At 62.1% G+C, this 16,465-nt stretch carries 13 protein-coding genes; 5 read left to right on the forward strand and 8 right to left on the reverse strand.

What is annotated here, in order from left to right:
* The first annotated feature begins 25 nt into the window (after nt 1–25).
* From EGJ09_RS08990 to EGJ09_RS09005, 4 genes are all read left to right on the forward strand, one after another.
* Complete coding sequence (locus EGJ09_RS08990; RefSeq protein WP_125923650.1) at nt 26–925, forward strand: LysR family transcriptional regulator; 900 nt, start codon at nt 26–28, stop codon at nt 923–925.
* A gap of 90 nt (nt 926–1,015) precedes the next feature.
* Nucleotides 1,016–1,789, forward strand: a complete 774-nt coding sequence (locus EGJ09_RS08995) for a ParA family protein (RefSeq protein WP_115273382.1) — start codon at nt 1,016–1,018, stop codon at nt 1,787–1,789.
* A 65-nt stretch (nt 1,790–1,854) separates the two neighbouring features.
* Nucleotides 1,855–2,163, forward strand: a complete 309-nt coding sequence (locus tag EGJ09_RS09000; protein WP_046784973.1) for a type II toxin-antitoxin system HigB family toxin — start codon at nt 1,855–1,857, stop codon at nt 2,161–2,163.
* Nucleotides 2,153–2,509: a type II toxin-antitoxin system HigA family antitoxin gene (locus tag EGJ09_RS09005; RefSeq protein ID WP_046784974.1), complete on the forward strand. Its 357-nt coding sequence runs from the start codon at nt 2,153–2,155 to the stop codon at nt 2,507–2,509. The genes EGJ09_RS09000 and EGJ09_RS09005 overlap by 11 nt, the downstream gene beginning before the upstream one ends.
* A gap of 3 nt (nt 2,510–2,512) precedes the next feature.
* Here EGJ09_RS09005 and trxC read toward each other — a convergent pair whose 3' ends face one another.
* The 8 genes from trxC to EGJ09_RS09045 form a co-directional block, all read right to left on the reverse strand.
* On the reverse strand, nt 2,513–2,947 hold the full coding sequence (gene trxC / locus EGJ09_RS09010) for a thioredoxin TrxC (protein WP_115273383.1): 435 nt from the start codon (nt 2,945–2,947) through the stop codon (nt 2,513–2,515).
* Nucleotides 2,948–2,993: 46 nt separating this feature from the next.
* The gene (gene selO / locus EGJ09_RS09015; protein ID WP_119688138.1) at nt 2,994–4,454 is read right to left on the reverse strand and encodes a protein adenylyltransferase SelO; all 1,461 of its coding nucleotides are present in this window, start codon (nt 4,452–4,454) and stop codon (nt 2,994–2,996) included.
* Nucleotides 4,455–4,624: 170 nt separating this feature from the next.
* Nucleotides 4,625–7,933, reverse strand: coding sequence for a mechanosensitive channel MscK (gene mscK, locus EGJ09_RS09020; protein ID WP_125923651.1), 3,309 nt, complete (start codon nt 7,931–7,933; stop codon nt 4,625–4,627).
* A 35-nt stretch (nt 7,934–7,968) separates the two neighbouring features.
* Entirely contained in the window at nt 7,969–9,711 is a 1,743-nt protein-coding gene (locus EGJ09_RS09025) for a potassium/proton antiporter (RefSeq protein WP_115273385.1), read from the reverse strand.
* Nucleotides 9,712–9,897: 186 nt separating this feature from the next.
* Nucleotides 9,898–11,589 carry a choline dehydrogenase gene (betA, locus tag EGJ09_RS09030; RefSeq protein ID WP_046784979.1) on the reverse strand — a complete coding sequence of 564 codons (1,692 nt, stop codon included), beginning with the start codon at nt 11,587–11,589 and terminating at the stop codon, nt 9,898–9,900.
* Nucleotides 11,590–11,747: 158 nt separating this feature from the next.
* A complete protein-coding gene (gene betB, locus EGJ09_RS09035; RefSeq protein ID WP_046784980.1) occupies nt 11,748–13,220 on the reverse strand; it encodes a betaine-aldehyde dehydrogenase in 1,473 nt (490 codons plus the stop codon).
* A 38-nt stretch (nt 13,221–13,258) separates the two neighbouring features.
* A complete protein-coding gene (gene betI, locus EGJ09_RS09040) occupies nt 13,259–13,915 on the reverse strand; it encodes a transcriptional regulator BetI (RefSeq protein ID WP_039601898.1) in 657 nt (218 codons plus the stop codon).
* An 86-nt stretch (nt 13,916–14,001) separates the two neighbouring features.
* Nucleotides 14,002–14,235 (reverse strand): hypothetical protein, encoded by a 234-nt coding sequence (locus EGJ09_RS09045; protein ID WP_125923652.1) that lies wholly within the window; start codon nt 14,233–14,235, stop codon nt 14,002–14,004.
* A 214-nt stretch (nt 14,236–14,449) separates the two neighbouring features.
* Here EGJ09_RS09045 and EGJ09_RS09050 point away from each other — a divergent pair, with 214 nt between their 5' ends.
* Nucleotides 14,450–16,396: a BCCT family transporter gene (locus EGJ09_RS09050; protein ID WP_237859345.1), complete on the forward strand. Its 1,947-nt coding sequence runs from the start codon at nt 14,450–14,452 to the stop codon at nt 16,394–16,396.
* Nucleotides 16,397–16,465 lie beyond the last annotated feature (69 nt).

Below are 16,465 nucleotides of genomic sequence, written 5' to 3' on the forward strand. Positions count from 1 at the left end.
TTTTGCGACTTGTTCTGGAGGCCCCATGGAACTGCGCCACCTGCGTTATTTCATTGCCGTTGCCGAAGAGCTGCACTTCGGGCGGGCGGCCCAGCAGTTAGGCATTTCTCAGCCACCCCTGAGTCAGCAGATTCAGGCTTTGGAACAGGAGTTGGGCGCGCGCCTGTTCGAACGTACCAATCGTCGGGTCGAGCTGAGTGAGGCCGGTCGGCTGTTCCTCGAGGAAGCCCGTCAGGTAATTGCGCAGGTAGAGAAGGCGGCCGATGTTGCGCGCCGTGCGCAACTGGGTGAGCTGGGCGAAATGAAGATCGGCTTTACCTCGTCGGCCCCTTTTACCTCGAAGATTCCCAAGGCGATTCATGCCTTCCGCCAGCGCTTCCCGGCGGTGCACCTGAACCTCAAGGAAATGAGCAGCCGCGATGTCGCCGAAGGGGTGTTCGACGAGTCCATCGAGGTCGGCCTGATGCGGCCCATGCCCTTGCCGGAAGGGCTGGTGGCCACGGAGCTGTTTCGCGAGCCGCTGGTGGCGGTGATCAATGCCTCACATGCGCTGGCCGAAGGGACCGAGCACGGTGTGCACATGGCGGCGCTGGCCCACGAGCCCTTCGTGTTCTTCCCGCGCAGTTACGGCAGTGGATTGCACGCCCAGTTGCTGAGCCTGGCGCGACAGGCGGGTTTCAATCCGCATTTTGCTCAGGAAGCAGGGGAGGCCATGACCATCATTGGGCTGGTGTCGGCGGGCCTTGGGGTGTCGATTTTGCCTGCTTCCTTTCAGCGCATGCGCATCGAGGGCGTCGTGTACCGAACGCTTCTGGATGAAGACGCCACCTCTGCTGTATGGCTGGTCCAGCGCCAACATGGCGGATCGGCAATGGCCAAGGCCTTTGCCGCATTGCTGATGGGCGTAACCGCAGGGGGCAATTGAACCCTTGCCATCGGCGTCGGGCAATTGGCGCTGGCCAATGCCGCTGCGCCGCCACATACTCGGGCATTCGTTGATACACGGAGGTCTCTCATGCGGCGCGTGGTGTTCAATCAGAAAGGTGGTGTGGGCAAGTCGAGCATCGCTTGCAATCTGGCGGCGGTCAGCGCCAGTGAAGGTTATCGGACCCTGCTGATCGACCTGGATGCCCAGGCCAACTCGACTCAGTACCTGACCGGCCTTACCGGCGAAGACATTCCGATGGGCATCGCCGACTTCTTCAAGCAAAGCCTCTCCAGCGGGCCGTTCAGCAAGAAGAACAAGGTCGATATCTACGAAACCCCGTTCGACAACCTGCATGTGATCACCGCCACGTCAGAGCTGGCCGATTTGCAGCCCAAGCTTGAGGCCAAGCACAAGATCAACAAGCTGCGTAAGTTGCTCGACGAGCTCGACGAGGATTACGAGCGGATCTACATCGATACCCCGCCTGCACTCAACTTCTATGCGGTATCGGCGCTGATTGCGGCAGACCGTGTGCTGATCCCGTTCGACTGCGACAGTTTTTCGCGCCAGGCGCTGTATGGGCTGCTGGCCGAGATAGAAGAGTTGAAGGATGACCACAACGAAGAGCTGGTGGTCGAAGGCATTGTCGTCAATCAGTTCCAGTCCCGCGCCAGCCTGCCCCAGCAGATGCTCGACGAACTGCTGGCCGAAGGCCTGCCGGTATTGCCGGTATACCTGAGCAGTTCGGTGAAGATGCGCGAGTCGCACCACGCCAGTTTACCGCTGATCCACCTGGAGCCACGGCACAAGCTGACCCAGCAGTTTGTCGAGCTGCATGACTTGCTTGAGCGCACCGCGTGAAATGCTCATCCTTGCGCGAGGAGTAGATAAGCGCTAGCATCTCCCAAAACGGGAGATCTGCTTGGATGCGCGTCATTGCCAAAAGTACATTGGTGAAATTCTGGGAGTTACCAGGGCATGAAGATGCCAAGGCACCGTTGGAGAGTTGGCACGATATGGCACAAAAAGCCACATGGCGAACACCGCAAGAGGTGAAAAGCCAGATTGGCAGCGCTAGCATATGTGGCAACAACCGCGTGGTCTTCAACATCGGAGGCAATAAATACCGGCTAGTGGTTGAAATGCAGTATCGAGCTGGTATTGCCTGGGTGAAATTCGTCGGAACGCACAAGCGATATGACGAAATTGACGTGGAGACGATCAGTGAATATTAAGCCAATCCGCAATGACGACGACCTTAAAGCCGCATTTCTGCGACTGGAATCCATTTATCAAGCACAAGCCGGTACGCCCGATGCTGATGAAATGGAAGTTCTTGTGACATTGATTGAGGTGTACGAAAACAAGCACTACCCCATTCAGCCCGCAGACCCAATCGAGGCTATCAAATTCTGCATGGACCAGCAGGGGTTGACAGCGCGGGACCTGGAGCCTTACATCGGCCCAAGCGGTCGCGTATCTGAAGTCTTGAACGGGAAGCGCAGGCTAAGTCTGTCCATGATCAAACGGCTTCACGATGGCCTCCGTATTCCCTATGAATCCCTACTGGCGAACGCTTGAGGCTTAAACCCCTTGGCTGCGTAGCCACTCCAGCAACGACTGCAGTGGAAACGCGCCGGCCTGGCGGCTGACTTCGCGGCCGTTCTTGAACAGGATCAGGCTGGGAATCGAACGGATACCCAACTGGCCCGCAAGGTTGCGGTTGGCTTCACTGTCGAGCTTGGCCAGGCGGCAGCGGCCGGTGAGCTGGCGGGCGGCCTGTTCGAAAGTGGGGGCGAAGGACTTGCACGGGCCGCACCAGTCGGCCCAGACGTCGATCAGCAGCGGCAGGTCGCCTTTGATCTGGCTGGCATAGTTGCGTTCGTTGAGCTCGAACGGCTGGCTCAACAGCACATCCTGTTTGCAGCGGCCGCATTTCGGCGCATCGCCCAGGCGGGATGAAGGCAGGCGGTTGAGGCCGTCGCAGTGGGGGCAGGGCACTAGCAGTGAGTCGGACATGTCGTTTCCTTGTGGTGTTTGTTCGGACGCTATCGCCGGCCAGCCATCAGGAGGAGCAGCTGATTTCCAGGTGTTTGCCCCACGCGGGCGGTCGCTCGGCGTAGGCCTGCATTCCGGCTTGTTCCTCGAAAGGCGTGCTCAACACCTGATGCAGCCGCCGCACTTCACTGTAGTCACCGGCCTCGGCGGCTTCGATGGCTTTTTGCGCCAGGTAGTTGCGCAGTACGTACAGCGGGTTCACCGCATGCATGCGCTCGCGGCGCCCATCGCCATTACCGGCTTCACGCTCACAGCGGGCCAGATAGTCCGCGCCCCAGGCATCGAAACCTGCCAGGTCGATGAAATCGTCGCGTACGCCCTTGAGTGCCTCGGCCACCGGTTGATCGCCCAGCCTGCGGAAGAACAGGTTGTAGTCCACACCCCCGCTCTGCATGCGTTGCAGCAGGCGCTCGACCAGCGCCATGTCGTCGTCCTCGGCCGTGGTCAGGCCCAGGCGTCGGCGCATCAGGTCCAGGTAATGTGCCTGGTACAGTGGCAGGAACAACCCCAATGCCTCCTTTAAAGGCTCGACCTCGATCACGGTGGTCAGGGCCTGGGCCAGTGCGCTGAGGTTCCAGTGGGCGATCGGTACCTGGTTGGCATAGCTGTAGCGGCCACGATCATCGGAATGGTTGCAGATGAAGTTGGCGTCGAAGTCGTCGAGGAAGGCATAGGGGCCAAAATCGAAGGTGATGCCCAGGATCGACATGTTGTCGGTGTTCATCACCCCATGACAGAAGCCGTACGCCTGCCAGTGAGCAATCAGTTCGGCGTTACGCTCGACGATGGTGCGGAACATGGCCAGGTAGGGTTGTTCGGCCTCACGGCATTCGGGGTAGTGCTGTTCCAGCACATGATCGATCAGTACCCGCTGCTGTTCCGGTTGCTTGGTGTAGTAGAAATATTCGAAGTGGCCGAAGCGCACGTGGCTCTGCGCCAGGCGCGTGAGCATGGCCGCACTTTCGCGTGTTTCGCGCCATACCGGGGTGCTGGAGCCGATCACGCACAGTGCCCGGCTGGTGGCGATACCCAAGGCATGCAGGGCCTCGGATGCGAGAAACTCGCGGATGGAGGAACGCAGTACGGCGCGGCCGTCGCCCATGCGTGAATACGGCGTCTGGCCGGCGCCCTTGAGGTGCAGGTCCCAGTGTTCGCCTGCGTCGTTGAGCACTTCGGCCAGTAGCAGGCCGCGCCCATCGCCCAGGCGTGGGTTATACGAGCCGAACTGATGTCCGGAATAGACCATCGCCCGCGGGTCGGCCTCTTCCCAGAGCTTTTGGCCGCTGAACACTTCGGCGAACAAGGGCAAATCGGCTTGGGCCGGGTCGAGGTCGAGCAAGGCCATGGCTGACTCGCTTGCCACCACCAGGCGAGGCTCTGCGATGGGCTCGGGCAAAACCTGAGTGGAGAACGCATCGCCCAGGCGGGCGAAGCGGTTGTCGAAGGTGAGTTGGTCGAGGGCTTTCACGGGCTGCTCCTGGGGATCGGTGCCAAGGGGCCGCTTTGCGGCCCAATCGCCGGCAAGCCGGCTCCCACATGACTATCGCAGCGGCGCGGACCCTGTGGGAGCCGGCTTGCCGGCGATCGAGGGCGCAGCCCTCGTATGTATTTTGGGTGTTCAAGCGCTACGGCGTCTACTCACACTGGTTGAGTGCCATCCGGTTTCGGTTGCTCCACCGGTATCAGCTGCTGCTTGCCGCCCTGCATGTCCATCAGGTACACCTCGACCTGGCGAACAGAGATCTTGATGTTGTGCGCTTTGAACTCGCGATTGATAAAGCGGTTGATCTCGTCCAGCGTCGGGTTGCGGTCGCCCAGGTCCCGTACATGCATGCGCAGTTCGTGGTCCAGCGAGCTTTCGCCGAAATTGAGGAAGTACACGAGCGGCTCCGGGTCCTTGAGCACCCGTGGGTTCTCGTGGGCGCCCTTGAGCAGCAGCTCGCGCACCAGGTCCAGGTCGGAGCCATAGTCGATGCCCAGTTTCAGCGTGACGCGGGTGACCGTGTCGGTCAGCGACCAGTTGATCAGCTGGCCGGTGATGAAGGTCTTGTTGGGGACGATGATGTCCTTGCGGTCGAAGTCGGTGATGGTGGTGGCGCGGATACGGATCTTGCTCACGGTGCCGGACAGGTTGCCGATGGTGATGGTGTCGCCGATGCGCACCGGGCGCTCGAACAGGATCATGATGCCGGAGATGAAGTTGGCGAATATCTCCTGCATGCCGAAGCCCAGGCCGACCGACAGGGCTGCCACCAGCCACTGCAACTTGTCCCAGCTTACGCCGAGGGTCGACAGGGTACTGACGATGCCTATACCGACGATGGTGTACGACAGCAGCGTGGTGGTGGCATAGGCGCTGCCCTGGGCCAGGTTCAGCCGCGACAGCACCAGCACCTCCAGCAGGCCCGGCAAGTTACCGGCCAGGGCGAAGGTGATGCCGACGATCACCAGCGCGCCGAGCAGGTCGCCGAGGCTGATCGGCACCATGCTGGCGGCCGTGCCGGTGCCGCTGGTGTATTCGTACAGGGTGAAGTTGTTGAGGTAGGCGAACACCGTGATCAAGTCGGCCCACACCCAGTACAAGCCGGCAATGAAGCCACCGAGCAAGGCCAGGCGGATCAGGCGCAACGACTGCTGGTTGACCTGCTCGATGTCCAGTGTCGGCTCTTCGGTGATGACTTCGCCATCCAGCCCTTCCTTGGCGGCCGCACGCTTGCTCAGGGCACGCTGGTAGGCCAGGCGTCGCGCGGCAACCGACAGGCCGCGTACGAAGGCGGCCTCGATCACCAGCCAGAACATCAGCAGATAAAGGGTGTAGATCAACCGGTCGGTGAGTTTGAGTGCGGTGTAGTAATAGCCAAAGCAGACTGCCACGAACAAGGCGATCGGCAAGGCCGTGAAGGCCAGCCCGACGGCCCTGCGGAACAGCGAGGCGTCGCGGTGCGCGGGGCTGCTCAGCAACAGGCGGCTGAGCAGCCAGGCCATCAGTGCATAACAGGTCAGCACTACCCCGATGCCCAGCACGTCGTCGGCCAGTGCCGACGGCTGGTGCTCGGCCACCGCCACGACGCCGACCAGCGCCAGCACCACGGTGCCCAGCCTGCGCACCCAGCCGCGCAGGAACTCGACTTGCGGCTTGTGCCAGCGGAAGTGGACTTCCGCCACCCCGCCCGGGGCTAGTATGCGGTAGGCGGTGTAGAACACCAGCCAGGCCTGGGCCAGTTGCCAGAGCGCGGAGCCAAGGTTGGCGTTCTGCCCGCGGGCGTCGATCTGTAGGGCATAGCTGCACAGGGCAAGGCCCAGGCTCACTGGCATCGCCAGGAGGATATTGATCAGGATCGCCTGGGGCGTATGCCACTGGCTGTCACGGCGAAAATGGCCGATGTCCTGGTGCACCTTGCTCAGCCGCTGGTACAGGTATTTGCGGCGCCACAGCAAGGCGCCGATCACCAGCAGTAGCGGCAGGAACAACAATGGGCGCTGGCTCAGCCCGTCGCCCAGCTCCTTCAGGCCAGACCCCCAAGGCACGTCCGCGACCTGCTTGGCAAAGCGCTCCGGAACAGACTTCAACCAGTCCCAGTCCAGCGGCTTGTTGCTCGGGATCCAGAACATCTGTTCGTCGAGCGTGGTGCGCAGGCCTTGCGCAGTGCTGAGCAGCTGCTTCTGGTTGAGCTGCAGGGTGATCGATTCGTTGAGCAGCGCCGACAGTTCTCGGTTCAGGCGTTCGAGCAGGTCGCTGCGGGTGATCGCCACTTCCAGCAGGGCTTTGCGCAGGGCCGGGGTGACGTCTTCCTGCGGCTGGTTGGCCAGCAGCTTGTCGACGTAGGTCACGGGGCTGCTCATCTGCTCGCGCTGCTGGTTGATCTCGAACTGGTACAGGCGGATGTCAGCGATCTGGTCGGCCAGGTCACGGTCGAGCTTCAGGTGCGGCAGGGCCTGTTTCTGCTTGTAGAGGATCTTCGAAAGCAGCAGGCTGCCCTTGAGCACGCTGATCTGCTCGTCCAGGGCCTGGTCGGCCTGGGTCAGGCTGTCGAGCTGCTGCTTGGTGCGCAGGTTCTGCTGGGTCAGCTCGTTAAGGCGGTCGGTGCTCTTGAGCAGGTAGTCGGAAAGCTTGAGGTTGGCTGCGCTTTCGCTGGCCAGCAGGCTGCTGCCGCCAGCCTTCTGCGCTTCGATCGACTGCTGGGTGACGGTTTGCTGGGATTGGGCCAGACGCTTCTCATTGATCAGCGTCTGCAGGTCCTGGATTTCCTGTTCCAGGCGTGCGGTGCGTTCAATCAGCAGGTCGTGGCGGGCGTTGCCCAGGTCTTGCAGCAGGCCGTTGCCGGCCAGCTCCTGGCGGCGCAGCAGGGTCACGGCGTTGAGCGAGGCCAGTTCGGCATTGAGCTGGTTACGCTGGTCGGCATTGATTGATTTGCCGCCATCCTTGCCGCTCTTGAGGATAGTGTTGATCTGCTGGCTGCGGGTCTGGTTGTTGCTGATCTCAGCCTGAGCGCGCTCGGGGCGGGTCTGCGAATTGATGATCAGGCTGTTGGCGTCGGACAGCGCTTTTTGCAGCTCGCCCTGCAGGGTGTTGCGTTCGCTGAGCATCTGTTCGAGTTGCGGCACGCTAAGGCTGGCGTAGCGCTGTGCCACCGGTTGTGGCTTGCTGGCCTTGAGCTTGGCCAGTTCTTTCTGGCTGTCGCTGGTCTCTTTGGGGGCGCCAGTCAGCTGTTGCTTGAGCGCGGCAAGCTTCTTCTCGCTGTCTTCCTTGTTGGCAAGCAGGCTCAGGGTTTGTTCGAGCACCTGCTGCAAGGCCTTCTGATCGGCCTCGGGCAGCTTGCGTTCGGCGATCTTGTCGAGGCTGTTCTGGATACTGGCAGCGCTCGGGGCTTCGGCCGCAGCAGCGGCGAACGGCAGGGACAGGCACAGCCCGAGCAGGGCTGTGCGAAGGTACACGCGCAGGGACATAGGCAGACTACTTGTGGATCATGCAGAAACGAAGTTTAGAGGAACAATCCTGGTCCGGGTCGCGTTCCTTCGGGGAATCTGACGCCCACTTTCTGGATCTTGTTCCCGTCCATGGTCGCCACGGTCCAGATCGTGCCGTGCCATTCGACCTGATCGCCCACTACTGGAGCGCCCCCGACCTTCTGTCGGATGAACTGCGCCAGCGGCATTTTTGCGTCCAGGCCGTCGAGTTTCAGGCCGTAAAGGGCTGCCACCGCGCCCAGTTCGGCATCGCCTTCGAGCACGAAGTCGCCGAAAAAGCGCAGGTCCAGGCCGCGTTGCGGGGCTTGGCTGAACAGTTTGCCCAGTGCTGGCAGGTTGTGTTCGTGGCCGATCACGCAAAGCATGTCGCCGACTTCGAGCACGGTACTGCCGGAGGGGTGCAATAGCTGTTCGCCACGGAACAGCGCGGCGATGCGGGTGCCCTCGGGCATCTTCAGTTCGCGCAGGGCGGCACCGATGCACCACTTTTCCGCACCCAGGCGATAGACGAACAACTCCCACTCGCTGGTGATGTGCACCTCGAGCGCAGACCGCGAGATCGGTGCCGGGTCCGGTGGTACCGTGACTTTCAGCAGTTTGGCCATCCACGGCAGGCTGGTGCCCTGCACCAGCAGCGATACCAGCACGATGAAGAACGCCAGGTTGAAGAACAGCTGCGCGTCAGGCAGCCCGGCCATCAGCGGAAACACCGCGAGGATGATGGGGACCGCGCCGCGCAGGCCGACCCAGGAAATGAAGGCTTTCTCGCGGCCATGGAAGGCCTTGAACGGCAGCAGTGCGGCAACCACCGACAGCGGCCGCGCGATCAGGATCATCCACAGCGCCAGGCCCAGTGCGGGCAGGGCGATCGGCAGCAGGTCATGTGGCGTGACCAGCAGCCCCAGCACCAGGAACATGCCGATCTGGGCGAGCCAGGCCATGCCGTCGAGCATGTGCAGTATGCCGTGGCGGCTGCGGATCGGCTTGTTGCCCAGCACCAGGCCGCACAGGTAAACGGCAAGGAAGCCGCTGCCGTGCAGGGCGTTGGTCAGCGAGAACACCGCCAGCCCGCCAGCGATGACCAGAATAGGGTACAGGCCACCGGCCAGGTTGATCCGGTTGACCAGTTGCAGCATCAGCCAGCCACCGCCCAGGCCCAGCAGGCCACCGATGCCGAACTCGCGCAGCAAGTGCCCCAGCAGGCTCCAGTGCAGCCCGGTCTGGCCGCTGGCGATCATGTCGATCAGGGTGACGGTGAGGAAGACGGCCATGGGGTCGTTGCTGCCCGATTCGATCTCCAGCGTGGCCGTGACCCGTTCGTTCAGGCCTTTGCCCCCGAGCAGCGAGAATACCGCTGCGGCGTCGGTGGAACCGACGATGGCGCCGATCAGCAGGCCCTGGATGAGGCTGAGGTCAAACAGCCAGGCCGCGACCAGGCCGGTGAGGGCAGTGGTGATCATCACGCCGATGGTGGCCAGCGACAATGCCGGCCACAAGGCCACGCGGAAGCTCGCTACCCGCGTGCGCAGGCCGCCGTCGAGCAGGATCACCGCCAGTGCCAGGTTGCCCACCAGGTAGGCGGTCGGGTAGTTGTTGAAGATGATGCCGCCACCGTCCACGCCTGCGAGCATGCCGACCGCGAGGATGATGACCAGGATTGGAATGCCAAGGCGCGAGGACAGCGAGCTGACCAGGATACTTGCGCCCACCAGCAATGCGCCGATCAGGAACAGGCTGTTGATGGTGCTTGCATCCAAAGGCAGGTACTCCGGGATAACGCGGGGAAGAGGACTCGATAGCTTTGAAGAACTAGCAGGTCGCGTGCCAATCGATTCTAACCTGATGAATTGGCAGCATGTAAAGCGTTTCTGCAGATGTAGAAAAGGCACCGCGGTGGGTGCCTTTTCTTGTGTTGCCTATGCCGGCGATGAGGCCGGTGCAGGTCAGGCCTGCTTCACTTCACGCATTGGCTTGCCTTTTACCGGGGCGCCGTTGGCCACGTAGTACTTGGCAGTGCTGCGAGGCAGCGGCTTGCGGTTGCGGATCTTGTCCGAGATTTTCTCGGCGATCATGATCGTGGTGGCGTTGAGGTTGCCGGTGATGATGATCGGCATGATCGACGCATCCACCACGCGCAGGCCCTGCATGCCGTGCACGCGGCCTTCGCCATCGACCACCGCCATGTCGTCGGTACCCATCTTGCACGAGCAGGACGGGTGGAAGGCGGTTTCGGCGTGCTCGCGGATGAACTTGTCCAGCTCTTCGTCCGTCTGCACGTGCGCGCCCGGGCTGATCTCGCGGCCACGGTACGGGTCCAGCGCTGGCTGGGCCATGATCTCGCGAGTCAGGCGGATACCGTCACGGAACTCCTGCCAGTCCTGCTCGGTGGCCATGTAGTTGAACAGGATGCTCGGGTGCTGGCGAGGGTCCTTGGACTTGACCTGGACGCGGCCACGGCTAGGCGAACGCATCGAGCCCATATGTGCCTGGAAACCGTGTTCCTTCACGCCGTTGGAACCGTTGTAGTTAATCGCGACAGGCAGGAAGTGGTACTGAATGTTCGGCCATTCGAACTCAGGGCGGGTACGGATGAAACCGCCTGCCTCGAACTGGTTACTGGCGCCGATGCCGGTGCCGTTGAACAGCCACTCGGCACCGATGGCCGGCTGGTTCCACCACAGCAGCGACGGGTACAGCGACACCGGCTGGGTGCAGGCGTACTGCAGGTAAAGCTCGAGGTGATCCTGCAGGTTCTCACCGACGCCCGGCAGGTCGTGCACGACCGGGATGTCGAGGCTTTCCAGCAGGGCGCGCGGGCCCACGCCGGAGCGCTGCAGCAATTGCGGCGAGGCGATGGCGCCAGAGCTTACGATGACTTCCTTGCGGGCGCGGGCTTCGACGCGCTCCTCGCTGTCGCCGACCAGATAGGTCACGCCAACGGCGCGCTTGCCTTCGAACAGCACGCGGTCGCTCAGGGCATGGGTGACGATGGTCAGGTTCGGGCGCTTCTTGGCCTGGTCCAGGTAACCGCGGGCGGTACTGGAGCGGCGGCCGTTCTTGGTCACCGAACGGTCCATCGGGCCGAAGCCTTCCTGCTGGTAGCCGTTCAGGTCTTCAGTGCGCGGGTAACCGGCCTGTACGCCGGCCTCGACCATGGCGTTGAACAGTGGGTTGTTGCCGGCTTTGGGCGTGGCAACGCTGAGCGGGCCTTCACCACCGTGGTAATCGTTGGGGCCGATGTCACGGGTTTCCGCCTTGCGGAAGTACGGCAGGCAGTCCAGGTAAGCCCAGTCTTCCAGGCCCGGCAGTTTTGCCCAGCCGTCGAAGTCCAGGGCGTTACCGCGGATGTAGCACATGCCGTTGATCAGCGAGGAACCACCCAGGCCCTTGCCGCGGCCACATTCCATGCGGCGGCCGTCCATGTGCGGCTCCGGGTCGGTCTCGTAGGCCCAGTTGTAGCGACGGCCTTGGAGCGGGAATGCCAGGGCGGCCGGCATCTGGGTGCGGAAGTCGAGGCGGTAGTCGGGGCCACCGGCTTCGAGCAGCAGGACGGTGACGCTGGCGTCTTCGGTCAGGCGAGTGGCCAGGGTGTTACCGGCCGAGCCGGCACCAACGATGATGTAATCGTATTCCATGGGCTTTCTCCTCGAAAGCAGCGGCAAGCTTCAAGCTACAAGCTGCAAAAAAACACAGCCGTGCGAAGCTCGTGAATGGATTAGGGCTGCAAGGGCCGGGGCGTGATGCACCCGGCACTTGCTTGCAGCTTGTTGCTCGCGGCTTGGAGCTGAGTTTCTCAGAAGACCGACGCGTAGCCGCCCAGTTCGACCTGGACCGACTTGATGCGAGTGTACTGCGCCAGCGAACTGATGCCGTTTTCACGGCCGACGCCCGACTGCTTGTAGCCACCGACCGGCATTTCGGCTGGCGATTCACCCCAGGCGTTGATCCAGCAGATGCCGGCTTCGAGCTTGTGGATGATGCGGTGGGCGCGGGTGATGTCGTTGGTGCACACGCCTGCGGCCAGGCCGTATTCGGTGTCGTTTGCGCGACGGATGACTTCTTCTTCGGTTTCGTAGGTGAGGATGCTCATCACCGGGCCGAAGATCTCTTCCTTGACGATGGTCATGTCGTCGGTGCAATCGGTGAACACGGTCGGGGCCACGAAGGCGCCCTTGGCGAAATCACCTTCGGTCAGACGCTCGCCGCCGCACAGTACGCGGGCACCTTCTTGCTTGCCCTTGGCGATGTAGCCCAGCACGCTTTCCATGTGCTGGAAGCTGACCAGCGGGCCGAAGTTGGTGTTTTCGTCTTCCGGGTTGCCGGCGCGGATACGGGCAACGCGCTCGGCGATCTTGGCTTCGAAGGCCGCTTTCATCTGGGCAGGGATGAACACGCGGGTACCGTTGGTGCAGACCTGACCGGAGCTGTAGAAGTTGGCCATCATGGCGATGTCGGCGGCCTTGTCCAGGTCGGCGTCGGCGCAGATGATCAGCGGCGACTTGCCACCCAGCTCCATGGTGACTTCCTTGAGCGAGGAGCTCGAAGCGCTGGCCATGACTTTCTTGCCGGTGGTGGTGCCGCCGGTGAAGGAGACTTTCTCGATGCGCGGGTGTTCGGTCAGCCAGGTGCCGACTTCACGGCCGCTGCCGGTCAGCACGTTGAACACGCCGTCCGGCAGGCCAGCTTCGGTGTAGATCTCGGCCAGTTTCAGGGTGGTCAGCGAGGTGACTTCCGAAGGCTTGAAGATCATCGCGTTGCCGGCGGCCAGGGCTGGGGCGGACTTCCACAGGGCGATCTGGATCGGGTAGTTCCAGGCGCCGATACCGACGGTCACGCCCAGCGGCTCGCGGCGGGTGTAGACGAACGAGCTTTCGCGCAGCGGAATCTGCTCGCCTTCGATGGCCGGCACCAGGCCTGCGTAGTATTCCAGCACGTCGGCGCCAGTGACGATGTCGACGTAGCGGGTTTCGGAGTACGACTTGCCGGTGTCCAGCGTTTCCAGCATGGCCAGTTCGTCGTTGCGCTCACGCAGAATGTCGACGGCACGGCGCAGGATGCGCGAACGCTGCATGGCAGTCATTGCGGCCCAGATTTTCTGACCGCGCTCGGCGCTTTCGACGGCTTTCTCGACGTCGGCCTGAGTGGCGCGCTGCACGTGGGCGAGGACTTCGCCGGTCGCCGGGTTGATGGCTTCGAAGGTGGCGTCGCTGCCAGCGTCGACATAACCGCCGTCAATGTAGAGTTTTTGCGTTCCGAAACGGGCCATAGTGTCCTCGCAAGTGCAGTGTGTGAGTGGCTTTCGCGTCACGCTCCGGCCGGCTGGGCAAGGGCTGTGCGCGTTTTTTCAGAGGCCGGTGGTTGCGTGTCCGGGCGCTGCTGTTTAGCCAGTTGTAGTTCCAGGTATTCGTAAGCGATCTGTATCGCCTGGCCGGTGTCGAAGGCATCGCCCGACAACGCTCCGCGCAGCCACAGCCCGTCGATCAAGGCAGCCAGGCCGCGGGCGGCGGTGCGCGCTTCATCGAGCGGCATGGCGCGGCGGAACTGGCAGCACAGGTTGGAATACAGGCGGTGATCGTTGATCCGCTGCAACCTGTGCAAGGACGGCTGGTGCATGCTGGAGGCCCAGAAGGCCAGCCAGGTTTTCATTGCCGGGCCATTCACCTGGCTGGCATCGAAGTTGCCTTCGATGATCACCCTCAGGTGGGCTCGCGGGCTGTCGTCGGTCAGCGCTTGGCGACGAGCGATCACGCCCTCGTTGAGCATGTTCATGATGTAGCGCATCGTCGCCGCTATCAGGCCGTTCTTGTCCTGAAAGTAGTGACTGATGATGCCGTTCGACACACCGGCCAAACGGGCAATCAGCGCAATGCTGGCATCTCCCAGGCCGACCTGATCGACTGCTTGCAGCGTAGCTTCGATCAATTGCTGGCGGCGGATGGGTTGCATACCGACCTTGGGCATCTTGCTATCTCCTCAGGCCTGACGAGCAGACGAAGTGCGGCTGACTCGGCGAGGACCAGTCTATTTTGTTTTGATTGAACGTTCAATCAATAAAGAATAAGCTCTGCGACAATTTGTGCCATTGACAGTTTTTCAGGCTGTTTCGAGGGCACGGATTGACACCCCAGGAAATCGCGTAACCCCCGGAATACAAGGCGTTGACGGGTATGAGCGATGCGAACTGCAGATTCTGCCGAGCGGTCATCGACCTGCGGCAGGCCCTTGGAGCGGGCGGGGTGCTCTGTGACGAATGCGCGCACCAATCTGATTTGGCGAAGCATTTGCGCCGACCACCTGTCTGGTTTTTGCAACGTTTCTATCAGGGATCACGGTTTCCAAGGTGCTTTTATAACACCTGACGCAGTGGGGGTATTCCACCAATTGCTCGGGAAAAGACTGATTAGCCTCCACAGCCGCACTGCCCGGAGCATTCGTGCAATGAGTTCTGCCTCCCTTACCAAACCCCCCGCCGAGAGGGTACGGGTCAATCGCGTGGTGTTTTTCACTTCCGCGCTGATGATCCTCGTTCTGACTGCCTTGCTTATCGCTGTTCCCGAAACCGCCGGTCAGGTACTGGGCGTGGCCCAGAAGTGGCTGACGCGCACCTTCGGCTGGTACTACATGCTGGTGATCTGCGGTTACCTGCTGTTTGTCGTTTACCTGGCGTTCTCCGATTACGGCAAGCTCAAGCTTGGCGGCAAGGATGACCAGCCCGACTTCAGTTACGGCGCCTGGGCCGGCATGCTGTTTTCCTCCGGTATCGGCATCTCGCTGCTGTACTTCGGCGCCTCCGAGCCGCTGGACCACTACTTCAATCCGCCCCAGGGCACCCCTGCCAGCCTCGAGGCCGCGCGCCAGGGCCTGCAACTGACCTTCCTGCACTGGGGCCTGCATGGCTGGGCGATCTACGCCCTGGTCGGGTTGGCCGTAGGCTACTTTGCCTACCGGCACAACCAGCCGCTGGCACTGCGCTCGGCACTGTATCCGCTGGTCGGCGAGCGTTGGGTCAAGGGCGCTGCCGGCAATGCCGTGGACATCTTCGGCATGTTCGTCACCCTGCTCGGTCTGGTGACCAACCTGGGGATCGGTGCGATGCAGGTGTCTTCGGGCCTTGAATACCTGTTCGGCATGGACCACAGCCAGACCAACCTGCTGGTGGTGATTCTGGTCATGGCCGGCGTGGCTACGGTGGCTGCGGTGTCAGGTGTGGAAAACGGCATCCGCCGCCTGTCCAACCTGAACATCATGCTGTTCAGTGGTTTGCTGATCTTCGTGCTGCTGGGCGGCGAGACCCTGCACCTGCTCAACGGCCTGGTGCAGAACATCGGCGACTACCTCAATGGCATCGTGCTGAAGACTTTCGACCTTTATGTCTACGAAGGCGAGGCCGGCAACTCTGAGCGCTGGTTGGGCCTGTGGACCGTGTTCTACTGGGCGTGGTGGATCTCCTGGGGCCCGTTCGTCGGCATGTTCATTGCCCGTATCTCCAAGGGCCGTACCGTGCGCCAGCTGGTCTGCGGCGTACTGCTGATCCCGCTGGGCTTCACCCTGGCCTGGTTGTCGATCTTCGGTAATACCGCCCTTGACCTGGTGATCAACCAGGGCGCCGTGGAGCTGGGCAAGACCGCGCTGGAGCAGCCGTCGATGTCGATCTACCAGCTGCTGGAGTATTTCCCAGCCGCCAAGATCGTGATCGGTGTGGCGGTGTTCGTGGGCTTCGTGCTGTTCCTCACCCCGGCCGACTCCGGTGCGGTGATGATGGCCAACCTGTCGTGCAAAGGCGGCAAGGTCGACGAAGATGCCCCGCACTGGATGGTGGTGTTCTGGTCGGTGATCATCACCCTGGTCACCATTGGCCTGCTGTTCGCCGGTAACTTCGAAGCCATGCAGACCATGGTGGTGCTGGCGGGCCTGCCGTTCTCGGTGGTGCTGGTGCTGTTCATGTTCGGCCTGTACAAGGCCATGAAGCAGGACGTTGCCGTGGAGCAGGAGCGTGCCGAGCTGGCCGCCCGTGGCCGTCGCGGTTTCACCGAGCGCCTGAGCCAGCTGGAGCTGCAGCCGACCCAGGCCGTGGTGCAGCGCTTCATGGACAAGCAGGTCAGCCCGGCCCTGAAAGAAGCAGCCGAGCAACTGCGCACCCTGGGCTTTGATGTCGAGAGCCGTGTTGGCCAGTCGCGCAACATGATGGGCCTGCGGGTGATGATGGAAGAGGGCAACCCCTTCGTTTACGAGGTGAGCCTGGACGGTTACATGGCCGCACCGAGCGATGCGCCGGTCGAGGGCGAGCCGCAGGTGCGCCAGCGCTTCTATCGCGCCGAAGTGTACCTGCACGATGGCAGCCAGGAGTACGACCTGATGGGCTTCGCGCCTGAGCAGATCGTGCGTGATGTACTCGACCAGTTCGAGAGCCATCGCCAGTTGCTGGGCCGCGTCTACAGCTGATCCGGTTAGCCCTTGGGCGGCCGGATGCCGGCCGCCCAACGGCTCCAGCTTTATGTAACGCAGCGAACT

Origin of the sequence: Pseudomonas sp. p106 (assembly GCF_003936645.1) — a bacterium.
Classification (GTDB): domain Bacteria; phylum Pseudomonadota; class Gammaproteobacteria; order Pseudomonadales; family Pseudomonadaceae; genus Aquipseudomonas; species Aquipseudomonas putida_E.